Origin of the sequence: Paenibacillus sp. B1-35, from assembly GCF_050474385.1 — a bacterium.
Classification (GTDB): domain Bacteria; phylum Bacillota; class Bacilli; order Paenibacillales; family Paenibacillaceae; genus Paenibacillus_B; species Paenibacillus_B alvei.
In genome coordinates, this window is record NZ_JBCHVJ010000007.1 from 270,946 (window position 1) to 290,310 (window position 19,365).

17 protein-coding genes, 16 tRNA genes and 1 rRNA gene are annotated in these 19,365 nt (G+C 47.1%); 2 read left to right on the forward strand and 32 right to left on the reverse strand.

What is annotated here, in order from left to right:
* Positions 1-166: 166 nt before the first annotated feature.
* From ACQ5BJ_RS22370 to ACQ5BJ_RS22440, 15 genes are all read right to left on the reverse strand, one after another.
* Positions 167-625 carry a hypothetical protein gene (locus tag ACQ5BJ_RS22370; RefSeq protein ID WP_268619979.1) on the reverse strand — a complete coding sequence of 153 codons (459 nt, stop codon included), beginning with the start codon at positions 623-625 and terminating at the stop codon, positions 167-169.
* A 123-nt stretch (positions 626-748) separates the two neighbouring features.
* On the reverse strand, positions 749-1,738 hold the full coding sequence (locus ACQ5BJ_RS22375) for an ABC transporter ATP-binding protein (RefSeq protein ID WP_289354778.1): 990 nt from the start codon (positions 1,736-1,738) through the stop codon (positions 749-751).
* Positions 1,735-2,748 carry an ABC transporter ATP-binding protein gene (locus ACQ5BJ_RS22380; RefSeq protein ID WP_268619977.1) on the reverse strand — a complete coding sequence of 338 codons (1,014 nt, stop codon included), beginning with the start codon at positions 2,746-2,748 and terminating at the stop codon, positions 1,735-1,737. The genes ACQ5BJ_RS22375 and ACQ5BJ_RS22380 overlap by 4 nt, the downstream gene beginning before the upstream one ends.
* 142 nt (positions 2,749-2,890) lie before the next feature.
* The gene (locus ACQ5BJ_RS22385) at positions 2,891-3,736 is read right to left on the reverse strand and encodes an ABC transporter permease (RefSeq protein ID WP_040736943.1); all 846 of its coding nucleotides are present in this window, start codon (positions 3,734-3,736) and stop codon (positions 2,891-2,893) included.
* A 5-nt stretch (positions 3,737-3,741) separates the two neighbouring features.
* A complete protein-coding gene (locus tag ACQ5BJ_RS22390) occupies positions 3,742-4,692 on the reverse strand; it encodes an ABC transporter permease (RefSeq protein WP_005551198.1) in 951 nt (316 codons plus the stop codon).
* Positions 4,693-4,773: 81 nt separating this feature from the next.
* Positions 4,774-6,372 carry an ABC transporter substrate-binding protein gene (locus ACQ5BJ_RS22395; protein WP_430112430.1) on the reverse strand — a complete coding sequence of 533 codons (1,599 nt, stop codon included), beginning with the start codon at positions 6,370-6,372 and terminating at the stop codon, positions 4,774-4,776.
* A gap of 241 nt (positions 6,373-6,613) precedes the next feature.
* On the reverse strand, positions 6,614-8,158 hold the full coding sequence (gene zwf, locus ACQ5BJ_RS22400; RefSeq protein ID WP_262866870.1) for a glucose-6-phosphate dehydrogenase: 1,545 nt from the start codon (positions 8,156-8,158) through the stop codon (positions 6,614-6,616).
* 159 nt (positions 8,159-8,317) lie between these two features.
* Positions 8,318-9,094, reverse strand: a complete 777-nt coding sequence (locus tag ACQ5BJ_RS22405; protein WP_430112432.1) for a YwmB family TATA-box binding protein — start codon at positions 9,092-9,094, stop codon at positions 8,318-8,320.
* 570 nt (positions 9,095-9,664) lie between these two features.
* A complete protein-coding gene (locus tag ACQ5BJ_RS22410; RefSeq protein ID WP_005551207.1) occupies positions 9,665-10,330 on the reverse strand; it encodes a response regulator in 666 nt (221 codons plus the stop codon).
* Positions 10,293-11,396: a sensor histidine kinase gene (locus ACQ5BJ_RS22415; RefSeq protein ID WP_005551208.1), complete on the reverse strand. Its 1,104-nt coding sequence runs from the start codon at positions 11,394-11,396 to the stop codon at positions 10,293-10,295. Before ACQ5BJ_RS22415 ends, ACQ5BJ_RS22410 begins: the two co-directional genes overlap by 38 nt.
* 40 nt (positions 11,397-11,436) lie before the next feature.
* Positions 11,437-12,087 carry a cell wall-active antibiotics response protein LiaF gene (liaF, locus tag ACQ5BJ_RS22420; protein WP_268619974.1) on the reverse strand — a complete coding sequence of 217 codons (651 nt, stop codon included), beginning with the start codon at positions 12,085-12,087 and terminating at the stop codon, positions 11,437-11,439.
* A gap of 109 nt (positions 12,088-12,196) precedes the next feature.
* Positions 12,197-12,886, reverse strand: coding sequence for a PspA/IM30 family protein (locus ACQ5BJ_RS22425; RefSeq protein ID WP_005551210.1), 690 nt, complete (start codon positions 12,884-12,886; stop codon positions 12,197-12,199).
* Position 12,887: 1 nt separating this feature from the next.
* Entirely contained in the window at positions 12,888-13,388 is a 501-nt protein-coding gene (locus ACQ5BJ_RS22430; protein WP_005551211.1) for a PspC domain-containing protein, read from the reverse strand.
* Positions 13,389-13,396: 8 nt separating this feature from the next.
* A complete protein-coding gene (locus ACQ5BJ_RS22435; protein ID WP_268619972.1) occupies positions 13,397-14,071 on the reverse strand; it encodes a PspA/IM30 family protein in 675 nt (224 codons plus the stop codon).
* Positions 14,072-14,124: 53 nt separating this feature from the next.
* Positions 14,125-14,433, reverse strand: coding sequence for a LiaF transmembrane domain-containing protein (locus ACQ5BJ_RS22440; protein ID WP_005551219.1), 309 nt, complete (start codon positions 14,431-14,433; stop codon positions 14,125-14,127).
* Positions 14,434-14,690: 257 nt separating this feature from the next.
* Here ACQ5BJ_RS22440 and ACQ5BJ_RS22445 point away from each other — a divergent pair, with 257 nt between their 5' ends.
* Both ACQ5BJ_RS22445 and ACQ5BJ_RS22450 read left to right on the forward strand, forming a co-directional pair.
* On the forward strand, positions 14,691-15,230 hold the full coding sequence (locus ACQ5BJ_RS22445) for a protease (RefSeq protein ID WP_430112437.1): 540 nt from the start codon (positions 14,691-14,693) through the stop codon (positions 15,228-15,230).
* Positions 15,231-15,340: 110 nt separating this feature from the next.
* Positions 15,341-16,879 carry a flotillin family protein gene (locus ACQ5BJ_RS22450; protein WP_268599805.1) on the forward strand — a complete coding sequence of 513 codons (1,539 nt, stop codon included), beginning with the start codon at positions 15,341-15,343 and terminating at the stop codon, positions 16,877-16,879.
* Positions 16,880-17,707: 828 nt separating this feature from the next.
* Here the strand turns inward: ACQ5BJ_RS22450 and ACQ5BJ_RS22455 are convergent.
* The 17 genes from ACQ5BJ_RS22455 to ACQ5BJ_RS22535 form a co-directional block, all read right to left on the reverse strand.
* Positions 17,708-17,790 (reverse strand) — tRNA-Leu (locus ACQ5BJ_RS22455).
* A 12-nt stretch (positions 17,791-17,802) separates the two neighbouring features.
* Positions 17,803-17,879: transfer RNA gene (locus ACQ5BJ_RS22460), tRNA-Arg, on the reverse strand.
* Between the two features lie 10 nt (positions 17,880-17,889).
* A tRNA-Cys gene (locus ACQ5BJ_RS22465) sits at positions 17,890-17,964 on the reverse strand.
* 5 nt (positions 17,965-17,969) lie between these two features.
* Positions 17,970-18,044, reverse strand: a tRNA-Gly gene (locus tag ACQ5BJ_RS22470).
* A 3-nt stretch (positions 18,045-18,047) separates the two neighbouring features.
* Positions 18,048-18,122 (reverse strand) — tRNA-Gln (locus ACQ5BJ_RS22475).
* A gap of 9 nt (positions 18,123-18,131) precedes the next feature.
* Positions 18,132-18,207 (reverse strand) — tRNA-His (locus ACQ5BJ_RS22480).
* Between the two features lie 20 nt (positions 18,208-18,227).
* Positions 18,228-18,301: transfer RNA gene (locus tag ACQ5BJ_RS22485), tRNA-Trp, on the reverse strand.
* A 3-nt stretch (positions 18,302-18,304) separates the two neighbouring features.
* Positions 18,305-18,390, reverse strand: a tRNA-Tyr gene (locus ACQ5BJ_RS22490).
* A 4-nt stretch (positions 18,391-18,394) separates the two neighbouring features.
* A tRNA-Thr gene (locus ACQ5BJ_RS22495) sits at positions 18,395-18,470 on the reverse strand.
* Positions 18,471-18,482: 12 nt separating this feature from the next.
* Positions 18,483-18,558 (reverse strand) — tRNA-Phe (locus ACQ5BJ_RS22500).
* A gap of 44 nt (positions 18,559-18,602) precedes the next feature.
* A tRNA-Asp gene (locus ACQ5BJ_RS22505) sits at positions 18,603-18,679 on the reverse strand.
* Between the two features lie 5 nt (positions 18,680-18,684).
* Positions 18,685-18,761: transfer RNA gene (locus ACQ5BJ_RS22510), tRNA-Met, on the reverse strand.
* A 6-nt stretch (positions 18,762-18,767) separates the two neighbouring features.
* Positions 18,768-18,843: transfer RNA gene (locus tag ACQ5BJ_RS22515), tRNA-Val, on the reverse strand.
* A gap of 94 nt (positions 18,844-18,937) precedes the next feature.
* Positions 18,938-19,012, reverse strand: a tRNA-Glu gene (locus tag ACQ5BJ_RS22520).
* A gap of 8 nt (positions 19,013-19,020) precedes the next feature.
* Positions 19,021-19,113 (reverse strand) — tRNA-Ser (locus ACQ5BJ_RS22525).
* Between the two features lies 1 nt (position 19,114).
* Positions 19,115-19,190 (reverse strand) — tRNA-Asn (locus tag ACQ5BJ_RS22530).
* Between the two features lie 58 nt (positions 19,191-19,248).
* A 23S ribosomal RNA gene (locus ACQ5BJ_RS22535) occupies positions 19,249-19,365 on the reverse strand; the annotation flags it as partial.

The following is a 19,365-nucleotide window of genomic DNA, read 5'->3' on the forward strand; positions in this document are numbered from 1 at the left end:
GAACAACGTGTAAAAGAATATGAGATTTTCCCATAGTGATCGTCCTCGTCGTCTTACATAGACCATTGCGACCCCTCATTTTTTCCTGCCCTTCCCATATAAAAAACCGCCTTCCTCTCCCATGGAGAAAACAGGCGGCTCTGATTTAATAAATCATTTTTTTACATTATGATTGCGCAAGCAAAGCACGGACGGCAAGCGTTACGATGTTCAAGCCATCTGCTGCTTCTCCCTCATCCACGACCGTCCAATTCAAGGCCAATGAGGAGCGAAGCGACTTTATATCTTCCATACTCAGCTTCAAACCCGAAATTCGTCCCATTTCTTTCGTGTAATGCTCTCCCTCTTGCAAGCCAAATCGCTCCTGCAGCCATACCGATAAACCATTGTTCGTATTAAATGTCATCCGATACCCCACTGCAATTGCTTGAGCGAGAGGCTCATCATGCTCGTTCGCATAGGATACAAAATCGTCAAACGTATACCACTCTTCATTAATCGCTATAAGTTCGCTGACATCCCCTGTACGTGCTGCATGCAGCAGTTGATCATCGGTAATGCCTTTACGACGAGCGCGTTCTATCATAATGGCCGTATTTTGGGATACCCGATTCTCCATAGACATCTATTCCACTCTCCCTCATCGCAAATTGGCGCCAATTAACAAATATTTTACATTATACCATACTAGCTATGGGATACCTATTGCCTATCGTAATTGCTATACGAAAACTAACTTCAACAGCATTTACGCTTGACCATCATTTAAATGGCAAGCCGCGTAGTGCCCAGGCGAAATTTCGCGCCATTTTGGCTCCTCCTGACGGCAGCGTTCAGTAGCAAATGGACAGCGTGAGGCAAATTTGCAGCCCTGTATCTCTGCCAACGGACTTGGCAAATCACCTTGCAACATCGAGATCGATGATCCCGCCTGTTTCGGATCCGGAATAGGAATTGCTGACAAAAGCGCCTGGGTATACGGATGCGCAGGATGGTTGTACAGCTCATCGCTAGGTGCGACCTCTACCAGCTTGCCCAAGTACATCACGCCAATCCGATCAGAAATGTGTCTTACCATGGATAGGTCATGTGCTATAAACAGATATGTCAGTCCGTACTCCTCTTGCAAATCCTCCAGCATATTTACCACTTGAGCTTGTACCGACACATCAAGCGCCGAGATCGGCTCATCGCATAGAATGAACTCAGGTCGCACCGACAGTGCGCGCGCAATACTAATCCGTTGACGCTGGCCGCCGCTGAACTCATGCGGATAACGTTCTGCATGCTCCGGCTTAAGACCAACCTTCTCCAACAGCGACAGTACCGTATCACGCTGATCCTTCCGGTTTACTACGCCATGAATCGCCATTGGCTCACTAATGAGCTGCGTAACGTTCATGCCCGGATTTAGTGAGGAGTACGGATCCTGAAATATCGTCTGCATCCGCTTGCGAAACGGCTTCAACTGCTTCTCGTTCATCGTCGCGATGTTATGACCGTCGAACAACACTTCGCCTTCTGTCACATCATATAGTCTTACGATCGAGCGGCCAGTTGTCGATTTCCCGCAGCCAGACTCCCCGACCAGCCCGAACGTCTCCCCTTTATGAATGTGGAAGCTGACGTCATCCACTGCCCGCAGCACTTTTTGAGTGCGTCCAAGCAGTGATTTGGAGGCAGGAAAATATTTCTTCAACCCGCGCACATCCAGCAGTACTTCGTTCTTCTTGCTCATTTCGCAGCCCCCTTCTCCAACCGTTCCAGACGCTCCTCTTCTTCCTTCTGTACGAGCCAGCAGAGCGAGCGATGCCCTGGATCTGTCGTCACGATCGGCGGCATATGTCGGCATTGCTCCATGGAAGAAGGACAGCGTTCCATGAATGGGCATCCTTCCGGCGGATGTAGCAGATTCGGGGGCGTTCCTTCAATTGTGGCCAGACGCTCACGCGTTCCGGTCGATACTTTCGGAATCGAACGAAGCAGTCCCTTCGTGTATGGATGGCGCGGCCGTTCAAAAATATCCTCAACCGTACCCTCTTCCATAATCAATCCGCCATACATGACGATAACTCTTGTACATACTTGGGCCACAACGCCCAAATCATGCGTGATCAGAAGAATCGAAGTACGCGTTGTATCCCGAAGCTCCTTCATCAAGCCAAGAATTTGCGCCTGAATCGTAACGTCAAGCGCGGTCGTCGGTTCATCTGCAATTAAAAGCTCAGGCTGGCAGGAAAGCGCCATGGCAATCATTGCGCGCTGACGCATACCGCCGCTGAATTCATGTGGATATTGATCGATCCGCTGTTCGGGAGACGGGATACCGACCTGACGCAGCAGCTCGATTGCCCGCTTTCGCGCCTCGCCCTTCGACAGCTTCTGATGGCGCTGCAGCACCTCAACGATTTGCGCGCCTACCTTTACAACCGGATTCAACGACGTCATCGGATCTTGAAAGATCATTGCGATACGATTCCCCCGAATGCGTCGCAGCTCCTTTTCCGACATATCTAATAAATCATCTCCGTGGAACAGCACTCGACTACCACTCTTAATCTGTCCCGGAGACTGTATTAATCCAATGAGAGACTTCGCTGTCACGCTCTTGCCGCTGCCCGATTCACCGACGATGCCAATGACTTCACCTTCGTGAACATCGAAGCTGACGCCCCGGACAGACTGCACTTCTCCGTCGCGTGTATGGAACGAAGTTCTCAGTTGTTGAACGGATAGCAGTTCATTCATAAGTCTCACTCCGTTGTGTAGTATCGTTAGTCCTGCATCTGCACCGTTGGCGGCTGATTTCAGACCTAATTAGTGCATACTAGTTTACAGCCCTGCAAATTAGTTTATATCTTGTAAAATAGAAGTTTTCGGTTTCTATGGACTAACGTTGATTCGCTTTTGGCTCAAAAGCAACACGCAGCACGTCTCCGAGGAAGTTGAACGACAGCACCGTAACCAGAATAAGTAATCCCGGGAACAAGGCCATATAAGGCGCCTCCCCGATATACCCTTGCGCGCTGTTCAACATGCTTCCCCAAGAAGCATTCGGCGGCTGTACTCCAAGGCCCAGGAAGCTTAATGATGACTCCATCATAATTGCCCCTGCAATATTGATCGTTGCCGTAACGATAATCGTAGGCATAATATTCGGAATAATATGCTTCCAGATGATGCCGAACGTGCTTTGGCCTGATACACGTGCATACAAAACATATTCCCGTTCCTTGACGGACAATGTTTCTGCACGCACGATTCTCGATATGTTCATCCAGCTAAGCAGCCCAATAATGAGTACGATCGTTGTTATCCCTGGCTTCAAGTAAGCATTTAAAATAAGCATTAAGAAGAAGGACGGTATCGACATTAAAATATCAACAATCCGCATTAACGTATTATCAATCCAGCCGCCAAAATAACCGCTGACTGTTCCTACGGCTGTACCTACCAGCACCGCTATAAACATCGATAAGAAACCGACGCTAAGGGAAATGCGTCCCCCATACAAGGCCCTTGCGAACACATCGCGTCCTTGGTCATCTGTACCGAACCAATGAGATATGCTTGGCGACTGGAGTGTTTCCGTCACAATCATTTTATCTGGATCATGAGGACTTAAGAATGCCAATAGGGAAGCGGCAATGAGAACCGCGAGTAGAATCAATGCTACCAGGGCCAGTTTCTGTTCTTTCAATTGTGTGACGATATTTCGCCATATCATTCGATTCATCTGACTCACCCCGTTGTCTTAATTCGTGGATCCACTACCCCGTACAGCAGGTCAGCAATCAAGTTCCCGACAACCAGCATAACGGAAGAGATCATCGTAATGCCCATAATCACAGGGTAATCCAGTTGAAATACCGAAGTAATCCCTAATGCTCCCATCCCTGGCCATGAAAATACTGATTCAGTAATAAATGCTCCCGCAATCAGTTCAGGGAAGGACATGCCGAGAATCGTAACGACAGGAAGCAGCACATTTTTCAGCACATGGCGCCGCAATACCGTGCCCTGCGTAGATCCGTAGGCATACTGGATTTGGACATAGTCCTCTTCCAGCTGACTTATGGTATGTGAGCGGATGTATCGCATATAGACAGACACATTCATGAAGGTCAGCACCGTACAAGGCAGAATCCCGTGTTTCAGAATGTCAAGCGTCGAATCCACTCCGATTGTACGCATTCCCATACTTGGGAGCAGGTTTAATTTCAAGGCAAAAATATAAATCAGCATAATACCGAACCAGAAGCTTGGGATCGAAATCCCGATATATGACAGTAAACTCAGGCCGCGGTCGCTAAGACGATTTTTACGTGACGCAGCGTACATGCTAAGTGGTACCGAGATGAAAAGTGACAGCAGCATAGCCGAGCCCATAAGACCGATCGTTGCGGGAAGCCGCTCTAAAATTAATTCCGTTACCGGCCTGTGGCTCATCAGTGAGTAGCCTAAATCCCCTGAAAATACATTTTTGAGCCAATTCCAATACTGCACGATGATTGGTTCCGTCAATCCAAGGTCATGACGTATTCGCTCTATATCCTCCGCGTTCATGTTCGGTGTGACGAACGAAAGCACCGGATCTCCCGGTGCTAGTTTGATGAGCGCGAATGATACGATTGAAATAAACCAGAGCAGTGGAATGGCTTGCAGAATGCGTCGTAAGATGTATTTCTGCAATTCAATCCCCTCCGTGCAGGTGCCAGCTCTTGCTGGCGCCTGTATTCTGGATGTATACGTTCGTTATCGAGTGATCCGTGCTTATTTCATATAAATTTTGGACAAATCTTCGAACATGAAGACCGGCTTCGCAACCGCTTCTTCAAGACCGCCATAACGCTTGTCTACCGCAATAATTGCTTTGTCGTTCGCAATTGGATATATAACCGCTTCATTCGCAATCGTTTGTTGGATTTGTTTGTACAGTTCTCCACGCTTTGTGCCGTCCATTTCTACTGCTGCTTGTTCCCACAGCTTATCAAGCTCTGGATTATTGTAGTGGCCGTAGTTGTACAATTGATTGCTCAAGTAGAGCGATTTGTACGAATCCGGTTCAGTTCCCATAACATAACCATTGAAGGACAGATCGAATTTCGTGTTGTCTGGATCAAGCGCCATATTGGAGAATGTACCAGACTCAAGTGGCATCAATTCAACTTCGATACCTACTTCTTTCAGCTTTTGTTGAATATACAACGCTTGGCTTGTTTGAATCTTGACGGCATTTGAGTATGCAAGCTTCAGCTTCAGGTTGCTTACGCCCGCTTTTTGCAGCAATTCCTTCGCCTTTTCCGCACTATAGTCATACTTCTCAACATCTGCTGTGTAGTACGTCGTATCCGGTGTAAAAATCGATGAAGCCGGATCTGCGAACTCTGCCGAACCATAAGCCAATTGAATCAGCTCTTCCTTGTTAATTGCATATGAGATCGCTTGGCGAACTTCCTTCTTCTTCATTGCATCCACGTTCATGTTGAATACGAGGTAATTCAAACGGCCCTCAGGATATACGACCATGTTAAGCTTGCCGCTTGCATTCAACTTATTGTAATCGGCAGGATCAACCTTGCGCATATTCAACTCGCCATTTTGCAACGCCAAGTTCGCTGCGTTCGGATCTTTCGCAATGCGGTAAATGATTTGATCCAAATGTCCCTTGCCAGCGAAATAGTTATCGTAGCGGTCCAATGTTACATATTCGCCTGGGCGATATTCTTTGAACTTATAGGCGCCAGAACCGATTGGATTCGCATTTTTACTGCTCTTCTCAATGTCAGCTTCGCCTTCGAAAATATGCTTCGGAATGGGCTTAAATGATGCGAATATACCCTCAAAGGAAGCAGAAGGCTGCGGAAGAACGAAATCAACTGTCAGGTCATCTACCTTCTTCGCTTGCAGCGGCTTGCCATTAAAGATGTAAGATTCACGATCCGTACTGTGCTGCTTCTCATCCAAGATGCTGTTCATTGTGAAGACGACATCGTCTGCTGTGAGCGGCTTGCCGTCATGCCATGTCAAGCCTTTGCGCAGCTTCAGCGTGTAAGTCAAGAAATCCTTCGATGGAGTCATGCTCTCCGCAAGTACGAACTTCTTCTTGCCTCCGTCTTCAACCGTATACAACGGCGCATACAAGGTTTGATTTATCGTCAATGTAACGCGGTCATTCGAATACATTGGGTTCAATACACGAGGATCCTCGTGTACTGCAATAATAATATTGCCTCCATCCTTCGGTTGGCCTGACCCTTCCGTCGTAGTGGCTGTTGAATCCTTCGCAGGAGTCGTATTATTACCGCATGCACTCACCACGAGGACGATGAGAGTGAGCAGCCCGATGATCCATAGTTTGTTGCGTTTCATGTTGATTCCTCCCGATTGATGGTTAACAAGCTATAGAATCTAGTATAACTATATTTTTTTCAGAAAACAATAGCTTTTCCGAGTTTTTTGATAGGAATTAAACCATCCCCCGTCATAGCCACGAGACCGGCACTTTAAAAATGAAGCATATTCTCCAATAAGCAGACTTCACAAAAACTCCACAAAAAAGCTGTGCCTGTACAGGGCACAGCTCGTTATCATTCTATTCTATACGAACGAACTACTTCGTCCAGACAACTTCACTTTCTTCCTGTCCATTGACAGGCCACCAGTGGAAGCCATCTTCCTGCAGAAGCTTGTCTGCTTGTTCAGGGCCCCAAGAGCCTGCTGGATAAGTAAACAGATCCTCATCGGATTTCTTCCATGCTTTTGCGATATTATCAACGAATGACCAGGCAGTAGCCACTTCGTCCCAACGTGTAAAGTACGTAGAGTCGCCGCGAGCAGCATCAAAGATCAGACGCTCATAAGCTTCAGGCGTATTGATGCCAACCATGCAGCTTTGACAGAAGTCCATTGCAAGCGGTTGAACGCCGCCTTCCGCACCTGGCTTCTTACCATTAAGCTTCACATAAATGCCTTCCATCGGATTTACGCGGATTACGAGCAAGTTTGGCTCCAGCTTATGCTTCTGACCGAGATATACGTTCGTTGGCATGTTCTTGAATTCAACCACGACTTCAGTCGTCTTCACCGGCAGACGCTTGCCTGTCCGAATATAGAACGGTACACCCGCCCAGCGGAAATTATCTACGTATACGCGTGCTGCAAAATAAGTTTCCGTTACGGAAGCCGGGTTCACCTTATCTTCCTCGCGATAGCCCGGAAGCTCTTTGCCGTTCAAGGAACCAGAAGAATATTGGCCACGCACAACGTTGCGCTGTACATCCTCTTGCTCAAGGTATTGGCGCAGCGAGCGAAGAACCTTCACCTTCTCATCACGGATATCTTCCGGATGCAAACGGCTAGGCGGCTCCATTGCAATCATCGTCAGCATTTGCAGCATATGGTTCTGCGCCATATCACGCAATGCTCCTGCATGATCGTAATAGCCTCCGCGTTCTTCAACGCCAACTGTCTCAGACAGGGAAATTTGAATATTCGCAATATGCTTATTGTTCCAGAGCGGCTCGAAGAAAGCATTCGCGAACCGTAGCACTTCAATGTTCTGTACCATTTCTTTGCCAAGGTAGTGGTCGATACGGTACACTTCTTCTTCCTTAAACACCTGACGGATTTCTTCGTTCAGCTTCTCTGCTGACGGAAGATCGTAACCGAATGGCTTCTCGATTACGAGACGGTGCCAGCCCTTGCTTTCCAGCAATCCGCCTTCACGAAGATTGTGCGATACACTTCCGAACAATTCCGGAGCCAGTGCCAAGTAGAACAGACGGTTGCCTGGGATATCATACTCGTGTTCGATATTCTCAGATTGCTCACGCAGCTCGCGGAAGCCGTCAACATTATTAATATCCAACGGCTTGTACTCAAAATGCTTAGCAAACCGGTTCCATTCCTCATCATTTTGAACCGGATAACGGCAAAATTCGTCGATTGACGCACGCACATCCTGACGGAATTCCTCATGCGTACGAGCACGGCGGGCTAGTCCGATAACTGCGAAGCGTTCTCCTAGCTTGCCTTCGCGATACAGACTATATATAGCCGGGAACAATTTGCGGCGAGCTAAGTCGCCGGTAGCACCGAATATGTAGAAGACGGCACCTTCTGCCAATTGGGATTCATGATTTTGCATCACAGTCATCTCTCTCCATCATCCTTACACTCGTTTATAGATCTGATATAGTTCCTATTTCGGATGTGATGCCATTTTAGCATACTTACCGAGCAGATTCCATTCTTTCCTTGACGTCAAGTATTATTCTCATAGCTTGGCACCACGGCAATTCTCATTCCATTCTCACTAATATTCGCCTGCAATCAGCGGTGTTCCAAAGGATATTCGCGTTTCTCCCTTATCTCTATTTTCATGAATAGCGAGCTGCAAATTCGCTGTGCCTTGCTTCATCTGCACCCCTGCTCCCATATAATCAGTCTGGTACGATATACTAATCGTGCGCTCATCCTCATAGCGATCGAGCGGTTCAGCCTTTCCCCATTCCTGCAGCGCTCGCTCCGCACGTTCAAAACTATCCTTAAGCGAATGACTCGTTATCGTTTGAACGGTAGCTGTCCATTCCGCCCCATAGCGCGCTGGCACCCTCTTCATAATCCGTTCCCCTTCCGCCGCCGCCTGTGTCATTCCGGTTCTGGCTGAACCTTGTATGGATATCGTATAGTATGCACGCCCATCATCTTCTTGAAACCATAGTACTGCTTCTTCAATTGAATCCGAGACGAATTTCCCGCGATACACGTTTTTACCCTGCTCCTGCTTTTGAATCAGCTGTACCGTGATCCCCGTATCCTTCTGCCACTGCTCGATCTTCTTTTCTAGATTTCCGCCGGCTGCATAATTTCCTTGGATGAGCACTGTAGTGCGTGCTTTCTTTGATCCGACCAATTCAGCAAGCACCCAGAGCATGTTCACCCGCTTCACAAGATCAATATTTACATCCGTCCCGGTGCCTCCCGTCCACTGCCATTGATCACTGCTTCCAATGATCGCAATTGCGCCGCAAAACGCTAACAACACCAGCCCTACTGTTGCAATGACTGAACGACGTACTGCATGCATCATCCTTCCATCACCTTACCTTATCGGAGAATTATACCTCTCATAATTAGGCGGGCTTCTTCTAGGTGAATGACCATACGTAACATTTATTCCTGGAATAGACTATTGACATAGACAACCGACAAGAATGGAGGCTTATCCCCCGTGATTCCCGTTCCTCTGGATGAGACATTCATCCGACAATTGTGCGGTCGACCCGTGTGCGTTGTCATGCAAAATGGAGATCAATACATTGGACGACTGACCTCATGTGAGAGAGGGAAAATCATACTAAATGGCGATATTGCTACTAACTCCCATGTTCCCTCTATCTCTGCTGAGCCCCCCCAGACTAAAACACGTAAAGGGAAAAAGAACAACAGCAAGCTTCAAACTGCAGATGCATCGAATCAAGTGCACACAAGCGCATTTGAAACCTACAGAGCCGGCCCTTTCTTCCCTGGTGGACGCATTGCCCTTGATTTGGCTTTAGTTTCCTTATTTTTTCTGCTTTTTATTTAGAAATCCTGCATCTACTCCTCCATCCATTAAAAAAAACCCGAACACTTTCCTAAGAAAGCGCTCGGGTTTTTGCTATTCAGCCAATCCGTTCTTATACGCGTAAATTGCAGCCTGTGTGCGATCCTCGACACCAAGCTTTGCCAAAATATTTGTAACATGAAATTTTACCGTCTTAATTCCGATGAACAGATCATCAGCGATATCCTGATTGGACTTTCCTTGGGCTAATAAGCGCAACACGTCCATTTCACGCTCTGTCAATTGCTCATGCGCTGCAGATGGCTGCGCAGGCTGGCGGAAACGATTCATCATCTTGGAAGCGACCTGCGATTCCAATACAGATTGTCCTCTGGCCGCTGCCCGGATTGCTTCTGCAATTTCGGTAGCGCGGGACGTCTTTAATAGATAACTAAAGGCTCCGGCTTCAATAACTGGATACATCTTTTCATCGTCCAAATAACTCGTAAGCACAATTACTTTGCAGTCAGGATACAACTGCAGTAGCTTGCGGGTCGTCTCTATGCCATCCATGCCATCCATCACAAGATCCATTAAGACAACATCAGGCTTATATTCTTGGGCGAGACGTATTCCGTCCATCCCATTGCTTGCCTCTCCTACAACCTCAATGCCATCTTCTGTATTCAGCACTGCAGCAAGGCCGATGCGAACCATTTCATGGTCATCTACCAACAATACTTTAATAGGATTGTCCATCATTGATGCTTCCATCTCCATCGTTCAACTCTTCCTCCTTCAAACCAGGCTCTTCTCTCATGACAGGAACTCGAATCTCGATCCGGGTTCCTTTGTCAGGCGCAGTGATGAACTGAATGGAGCCTCCCACCTCATTCACCCGTTCCTGCATCGTGCGAAGGCCATAGCTCGCTTGCTTCTTATCGTCCCAATCAAATCCTATCCCATTATCGCGAAGGTATAAACGAACAAAGTCACCTCGATTTTGCAGCTTGATCTCCATTCGTGATGCCTTGGAGTGCCTCAATGTATTTGAAAGCGCCTCCTGGACAATTCGGAACAGATGGTTCTCTACACCTTTCACTAACCCAATATGATCATCCATTTCGCAATGAATTTCAATTGGAATTTTGGACTGAAGCTCACGGATCAGCTCCGACAAGCCTTGGGCCAAGCCCTTTCCTTCCAAATGTACAGGACGCAAATGAAGCAGCAGCGCACGCATCTCGGACTGGGCAACAGAAGCCATTTCCTCAATCAGCTCCACCTGTCGCACCGCCCGATCAAAATCAACATCCAGTGTTCTCCTTACAGCGGTAGCTGTCATGGATATTGCAAATAATTGCTGGCTTACTGCATCATGCAACTCCCGCGCCAAGCGTTGCCGCTCTTCAATAATCGCAGAAATCCGAGCCTGCTCTGCTAATTGAGCATTATTCGTGGACAAGCGCTGCATCGATGTCACTTGCTCTTCCCAACGCTTGCTTACCCGCTCCAACTGCTCAGCGAGCTGTCCTATCTCATCATCCCCGAGATCCGGCATCGGCCGCGATAAATTTCCCTTCTCCAAGAGCAGCATCGATTCGCGCAGCAGTTCCACCCGCCGCTTCATCCGATAACCTTGAAAGAACGCAAATATCGACGTAATAATTGCGACGACAAACAATACGGACAATGTGGCCTTTACGCCTGCGATCCAGCTTTCAAAAGGCTGCACATAACCATATGATTGCATTAAATAAATGATGACAAAGAATAGTATGATAGAAAGGAGAAGCGTCTCGCCCATTAATCGTACTACCATATTCACATGCTTTTTTGGTTCCATGCCGGCCTCTGCATCTCCTTTCTCCGCTAACCTGTCCTACCTACATGTGCAACCTGATATCAATATCTCCTACGATGTAAGAAATATGGAGTCTCACTCTTTGTTCCATGAACTCGTAATTCGGCGATCGCCACGTCCACTTGTTCAAAAATCCAGTTTCTTTATCGCGTCCCACATCAATTTGTCCAAAAATGACCGTAGCTTCGATATACACACCAATGTCGTCTGGAATCGTAATGTCCATGTCACCTAATACGCCTTGAAAGATGAGAGTCGTTTCCGGCTCTTCCAGTATTGCCAAGGACAAATCAATATCACTTTCCCCAATCAAATGCCACATGCTCTGGCTATGCAAAATATATGGAACTCGATCCCATTTCAAACTGGATGTAATGTTTTGGCGCTTTTCAACATGCTCATGTTTCTGATCTTTACGAGTACGCGAATAGAATATCCCTAACGATATCAAGATGATTCCGACGAACAGCATTAAATGTTCCAAGAGCAAGAGTGTTCCACCTATACCAAGCAAGGTGTACCCTACACGCAATTCTGCAGCACGAACTTTGCGCATGCCGAAATACAGCATAACAAGGGCGACAAACGTTACGAAACTAAGCCACTTGCCGATTAATATGAGCAATCCGAAAAAGATTAGAATATACGCAAGCAATCGGTTGTTTTTATTCATGTCGCACCTCCTGTCACAAACATTCGCGGATAGCACTTACGGCGATGCTAGCGCATCGCCGTAAGCTACCTATGTTAGCATATCATAACCTAGGACATCTCCCAAGGATTTATTGTTCCGTTTGGCCCAATTTTTGTTTCAATGCTGCCAATTGTTCGTTGACCTTCATTTCCTTCTCTACATCTACAGGCGGCTGGTAAGTAGATGATGTACCTGCATATCCGCCGTAAGGTACACGCATCACTTCAGCTTCTGCTTCCAATTGCATAATCTTCTCTTCCATACGGTGGAAACCGCGGGATGCAGAACCTGACTCGATGGCATGGTTGCTTGAAATGGAAGACATTTGCTTGCGTGCCTTCGCCATTTGCGCACGAGCAGCCAATTCATTGCGCTTGTTGCGCAGCTTGTAGAATTCATCCTTCATGGAACGCAACTGATGCATCAATTCTTCCGCATGTCCTTGTGCTTGGGCATGCAGGTCACCGTATTCAGCAACTTTTTGATCGTAGTACAGTTTTTCTTCCAGGAATTTGCGCGCCATCTCTTCTTGTCCAGACTTCAATGCGCGTTCTGCCTGTGCTTCGCGATCAGCCGTGAAGCGAATAGCCTCATCATAACGATGTTTAATTTGGCGTTCATTTGCCATTTGCTTCGCAACGGTTACTTCTGCATCATGGATTTCTTCTTCCATGTCGCGCAAATATTGATTCAACATTACTACTGGATCTTCAACTTTGTCCAACAACTCATGTACAGAAGCCTTAGTCATGTCTTTAATACGTTTAAATACACCCATCTTATTTGTCCCCTCTCTCGTACTTCGCTACCTTTTGGCGAAGTTCTTCGATTTCTTTTTTCAATGCTTTTTTCTCGATATCCATCATCATCGAATCAATGGAAGAATCATTAGAAGATGCGTAATCCGCATCATAACTGTTGGTTTGCTTCATTCCTCCAAATGTGGAAGAACCGTATGGATTCGTCGGGCCTGCTGCTCGAGGTCCGTTGTAATAGTTCGGATCGTTGGAGTAGCCGCCTTGGTAACCCTGATGGCCTTGATAGCCGCCTCCGTATGGGCCTGCACCGTAACCGTTAGGCCCATATGGCTGGTATGGATCCTTAGGTACTACTAGTGATACCACAAAGTATACGGCGATTAATGTAAACGCCGAGAAGAAAACTCCGATTACAAACAGGACACGCAGCAGAGTGACATCGAATCCAAGCCATTCACCTAAGCCGCCGAGGAGACCGCATACTTTACGATCCCGTGTCGAACGGTACAACTTTCTGTTCATGGCTTATTTCACTCCTTTGCCGAATCTAATTTTTGTTTCAGGCGCTCCATTTCGCGCTTCAAAGCCATATCCCGTTCCGGGTTGATATTGCCCATTGTTTGCCCGCTCATGCGGCGCACATCTTGAATGCCTTGCGTTTCCCATTCCATTCCTGATACACGATCCTCGAGTCTTCGGAACATACTATCCACTTGCCCAACACCATACTGTCCAAAACGTTCGTTCATTTGCTGCTGCAAACGAACCGTCTGCATTCTTGCGATGTAATATTGGCGCTTGTCATATACAGCTTGATATTCGCTCTTCAACATGTTCAATTGCTCTTCCAGCTCAAGAATCGCGTCCTTGCTCTTTTCGTACAATTCTGAATACTGCTGTACCTTATCCTCATGCATCAGCTTCTCTTGCAATGCAATCTTGGCTGCGAACTCCTCCCCCGCCTTCAAGGCCAGCATCGCCTGCTGTTCTCTGCGAGTGCATAATTCCTGTGCTTGATTCATTTGATTTCTCATTTGATTCGCATGCATGACATATTGTTGATAGAGACGGTCTGCCTCCGTGATATCATGTCGTGTACGCATCAGGAACTGGTCAATCAGGCGAACAGGATCTTCTGCTTTGTCCAACCGTTCATTCAGCGTAGCCATTGTAATGTCGCGAACCCTTTTCAAAATGTTGCTCATTCAGTCTTACCCTCCTTGAACCGACTATTTGCTTTTATTAATTATCGCTTCTGTTAAAATGGATGGCTCTTGTTTCGCTTGCCTCCCAACATCGATATTCCGAAACCAATCATTGCTACGGCAACGATGATACCGATGATCCAGGACAATTTCCCAAGAAGCGATATCGCTCCGACAATGATAAAGATCCACCCGAAGAATGAGTTTCCTGCCTTCACTCCATAGTAGCCGAGTGCAATCAAGATGAGAGGGAACAAGTAGCCAAACCAGCTGCCAAGATGTATCCCGAACTTGCTAAGCAAAATGAATCCTCCCAGCGCGATCAGTACAAAAGCGAATGTGTTACCTTTGTTCGTTTGCATTCGGTTCGTCACCACCTTTCGTCGTGTCTTGCTTATGTCTTTATTTTAGGTGGAAACGTGTTTTGCCAAAACAGGCCGGGGACGGTTTTTGATCCTAGACTCAAGTCGGGGGTCCTGACCGACCTTTGATCGAGCCTATACTGGACTGTCGAGATCGGGCATGAAACAAAGTTTCGCTATCTACGTATATATTCCCATAACTACCCACTCGCTGCAGGCGTCACTTCCTTCAAGCGATGAGAAAGGAGCGCATCGTCATGCAAACGTTATATTGGGGCTTGCTTATATTCGGTGTTCTGTACGCTATCGTTTCGCTTCTAATTGGAGAAGTGTTAAGTCACGTATTCGATGGTTTGGTTGGAGACAGCCATCTAACTGTGCTGCAGCCTACCATTCTTGTGAGCGGCTTATCCACACTTGGAGCAATCGGCATTCTGCTCGGCCGTTATACGGCTTGGCAGTCGACAACTATTCTCCTCACCGCGCTTGCTGGTGCTATTGTAGTATCCATTAGTGTTTACTTTCTATATGTTCGCCCGATGGAGAATAGTGAGAATTCGATTGGGTTCTCGATTGCTGAACTGGCCGGCAAAATTGGTGAAGTAAATGTTGCGATTCCGGCTGCGGGTTATGGTGAAGTTATCGTTCGAATTGGCGCCGGAGTTACAAATCAGATTGCAGCCTCCTTCGATAAAGAGGACATTCCATCTGGTACGACTATCGTCGTTGTTGAAGTAAAGGAAGACACCCTGTATGTATCCCCGCTTACCGAGGAAATGCTCCGTCCCGAACATTAAATTGAGTTATCCTGCAATTAGCTGTAGACATATGATTTTGCCTCATTATATGTAACCAACGTGTATTCAGGCTTTGCCTATACAAATATATAAAGAGGGAGCTGTATTTCATGGAGTTTAGTGAAGCATTGTTCATTCCATTAATCCTGATTGGCGTCATACTCGTACTTGGTCTTGCATTTTGGGCTCGGTACAAAACCGTCAGCCCAGACGAAACCATGATCGTTACTGGATCCTACCTAGGACGCAAGAACGTATCGACTGATGAATCAGGCCGAAAAATGAAAATTGTTCGAGGCGGCGGTGCATTCATCCTGCCGATCTTTCAGCAATCACAGTTTTTATCCTTACTCTCACACAAGCTGGACGTAACCACACCAGAGGTGTATACCGAGCAAGGCGTACCAGTCATGACAGATGCGGTTGCCATTATTAAAGTTGGCGGTACCGTAGAGGACATTGCAACGGCAGCAGAGCAATTCCTCGGCAAGCCGACAGAAGCCTTAAAGAGTGAGGCTCAAGAAGTCCTAGAGGGTCATCTACGCGCTATTCTAGGCTCTATGACCGTAGAAGAGGTATATCGCAACCGTGATCGATTTGCTCAGGAAGTGCAGGGTGTAGCTGCTAAAGATTTGAAGAAGATGGGTCTGCAAATTGTATCCTTTACGATTAAAGACGTGCGAGATAAGCACGGATACTTAGATGCACTCGGCAAACCGCGTATCGCAGCCGTTAAACGTGATGCAGACATTGCTGAAGCAGAAGCTGTTCGCGATTCACGAATTCAGAAGGCAAAAGCTGAAGAAGAAGGAATGAAGGCCGAACTGCTTAGAGATACAAACATTGCTGAAGCTGCTAAAGAGAAAGAGTTGAAGGTCGCTGCCTTCAAAAAGGATCAAGATCTTGCTCGTGCGGAAGCAGACCAAGCATACTTCATTCAAGAAGCACGTTCCAAGCAAAGCGTTGTTGAGGAACAAATGCGCGTGGAAATTGTCCGCAAGGAACGAGAAATTGATCTGGAAGCCAAAGAAATTCTTCGCCGCGAGAAGCAATATGATGCGGAAGTGAAAAAAAAGGCAGATGCAGATCGCTACGCAGTTGTCCAATCTGCCGAGGCTGAAAAATCACGCAAAGTGCTCGAAGCGGATGCGCTGCAATATCGCATCGAAGCAGAGGCAAAAGCTCTTGCTGAACAAAAGCGCCTGGAAGGCCTTGCAATTGCTGATGCAGAGCGTGCCCGTGGTACCGCTGAGGCTGAAGTCATCCGTCTGCGCGGTTTAGCGGAAGCAGAAGCAAAGGAGAAGCTGGCTGAAGCGTTCGAGAAGTTTGGCGAAGCTGCTGTACTCGATATTGTCGTTAAGATGATGCCAGAACTTGCTGGCAAAGTTGCAGAGCCGCTCAAGTCCATCGATAAGCTCACTGTCGTTGACACAGGAAATGGTGAAGGTGCAGCACGGGTAAGCAACTATGTCACACAACTTATGGCGACTGCTCCCCAAATGTTAAAAGATGTGTCTGGTCTGGATATCGAGAAAATGATTAAGCGATTCACCAATAGTCCTGAACAAATAAAGCAAATTACTAAGCAAACACTTGATTCATCGGTTGAGGAAAGGGCAACGACTGAACTACTTCCTGAAAATCAATAATGTGCATGCGAAACAAAACAGCCTTGCCATTCATACGAGTTATCTTCGTGTGACCCTGCAAGGCTTATTTTTTATTCATTTCCAGCCACCCTTTTATTAAGAAAAACGACTAGCGGCGAGATGTTTTTCAATGAAGTCCACAGTCCGATCCAGCCCGTAATGATGATTCCCCTTTGCCCTGTTAGATTTAATGCTTTCCTAATCATTCCAAACACTTGATCAGGTTGAGGGCATGCTGCTAAAGCTAATTGCAATAGGCGGCGTACCTGCAGAGATAAAGGATTCCTACGACTGTGAAGGAAGCCATTCGTCCACTTCAGGTGCAAACCAGCTCCCCTCCATACATACTCTGTCTTTCCATTTTGGATCATACGGTACCACGGTAGGACTGCATCCATACAAAACTGGAATTTCACGCCCGTCAATACACAGTTCATTTTTACTTAAGCTTCGAGGTGGCAAGTTTAATGTTTCACGCCTCCACTTATTCATCATGCTTATAAATGATAATATCATCAGTCGATTCAACTGATAGCTTATTTTATTTAACCATCGAATACGTAAGGTGAAGGGAAGGATAGGATTAGTAAAAGTACCGGTCGGTACAATGATAGGTGTAGGATGTGCTATAAATGCAGGTATTTTGCGCTTTTGGGCAATGTCGCATCCACCAAACACCTTCGGATGATAGATAATGGCATCTGCAATAGGAGTTCGATATTTATTTGACTATTTGTCTTTTTAGGGGCACTGACATTGACTGAAGATTTAAAGCATAAACAAAAAAATCCTATAGGATTTTTTCCTAAAGGATACTTTGTTCATTAATGGTGCCGGTGAGAGGACTCGAACCTCCACGGTTTCCCTCACGATTTTGAGTCGCGCGCGTCTGCCAATTCCGCCACACCGGCATATGAAATTAATGGCGTGCCCTGAGAGATTCGAACTCCCGACCTTTTGATTCGTAGTCAAATACTCTATCCAGCTGAGCTAAGGGCACAAAATATATTTGGAGGCGCCACCCAGATTTGAACTGGGGAATAAAGCTTTTGCAGAGCTTTGCCTTACCACTTGGCTATGGCGCCACATCTGGAGCGGACAACGAGATTCGAACTCGCGACCCTCGCCTTGGCAAGGCGATACTCTACCACTGAGCTATGTCCGCAAATGGCTGGGGATATAGGATTCGAACCTATGCATGACGGAGTCAAAGTCCGTTGCCTTACCGCTTGGCTAATCCCCAATGTGATAATGGGGCGATCGAAGGGAATCGAACCCTCGAGTGTCGGAGCCACAATCCGATGCGTTAACCACTTCGCCACGACCGCCATATTGTATTAAATATTCTTGGCAGGGGCAGCAGGAATTGAACCCACACCAACGGTTTTGGAGACCGTTGTTCTACCTTTAAACTATGCCCCTACATGGTGGAGGATGATGGATTCGAACCACCGAACCCGGACGGGAACAGATTTACAGTCTGCTGCGTTTGGCCACTTCGCTAATCCTCCAAAATGGTGCCGGCGAAAGGAGTCGAACCCTCGACCTACTGATTACAAGTCAGCCGCTCTACCAACTGAGCTACACCGGCATGAAATTTCTATGGTGGCTTGGGACGGAATCGAACCGCCGACACAAGGATTTTCAGTCCTTTGCTCTACCGACTGAGCTACCAAGCCTCATTGAAATCTTATTCAATTAACTTACTTGAATTGAAGTTAAATGGCGGAGCTGACGGGATTCGAACCCGCGGTCTCCTGCGTGACAGGCAGGCATGTTAGGCCTCTACACCACAGCTCCATATTTGGTTGCGGGGGCAGGATTTGAACCTACGACCTTCGGGTTATGAGCCCGACGAGCTACCAGACTGCTCCACCCCGCGATATGATGGTGGACGCTGACGGGATCGAACCGCCGACCCTCTGCTTGTAAGGCAGATGCTCTCCCAGCTGAGCTAAGCGTCCATGTTACTGTCGTTGTTTCACCAGCGACTCTTATATCTTATCAAACTTCTCCAACTTGTTCAACCCTCAATTTTTACCAGTTGAAAAGTTGCGATGGTGACCCGTAGGGGATTCGAACCCCTGTTACCTCCGTGAAAGGGAGGTGTCTTAACCCCTTGACCAACGGGCCAGATTAACTGGCGGAGAGAGAGGGATTCGAACCCTCGAGACGCTTGTGGCGCCTACACGATTTCCAATCGTGCTCCTTCGACCAAACTCGGACATCTCTCCATGGCTCCCCGAACAGGACTCGAACCTGTGACAACTCGATTAACAGTCGAGTGCTCTACCAACTGAGCTATCAGGGAATATGATGTTTCAGGCTATACCCTGAAAACTGAATGCGAAAGTTCGTGTTGAATCAAATAGGATAAGCCCTCGACCGATTAGTATTGGTCAGCTCCACACATTGCTGTGCTTCCACCTCCAACCTATCTACCTCGTCGTCTTCAAGGGGTCTTACTAATTGGGAAATCTCATCTT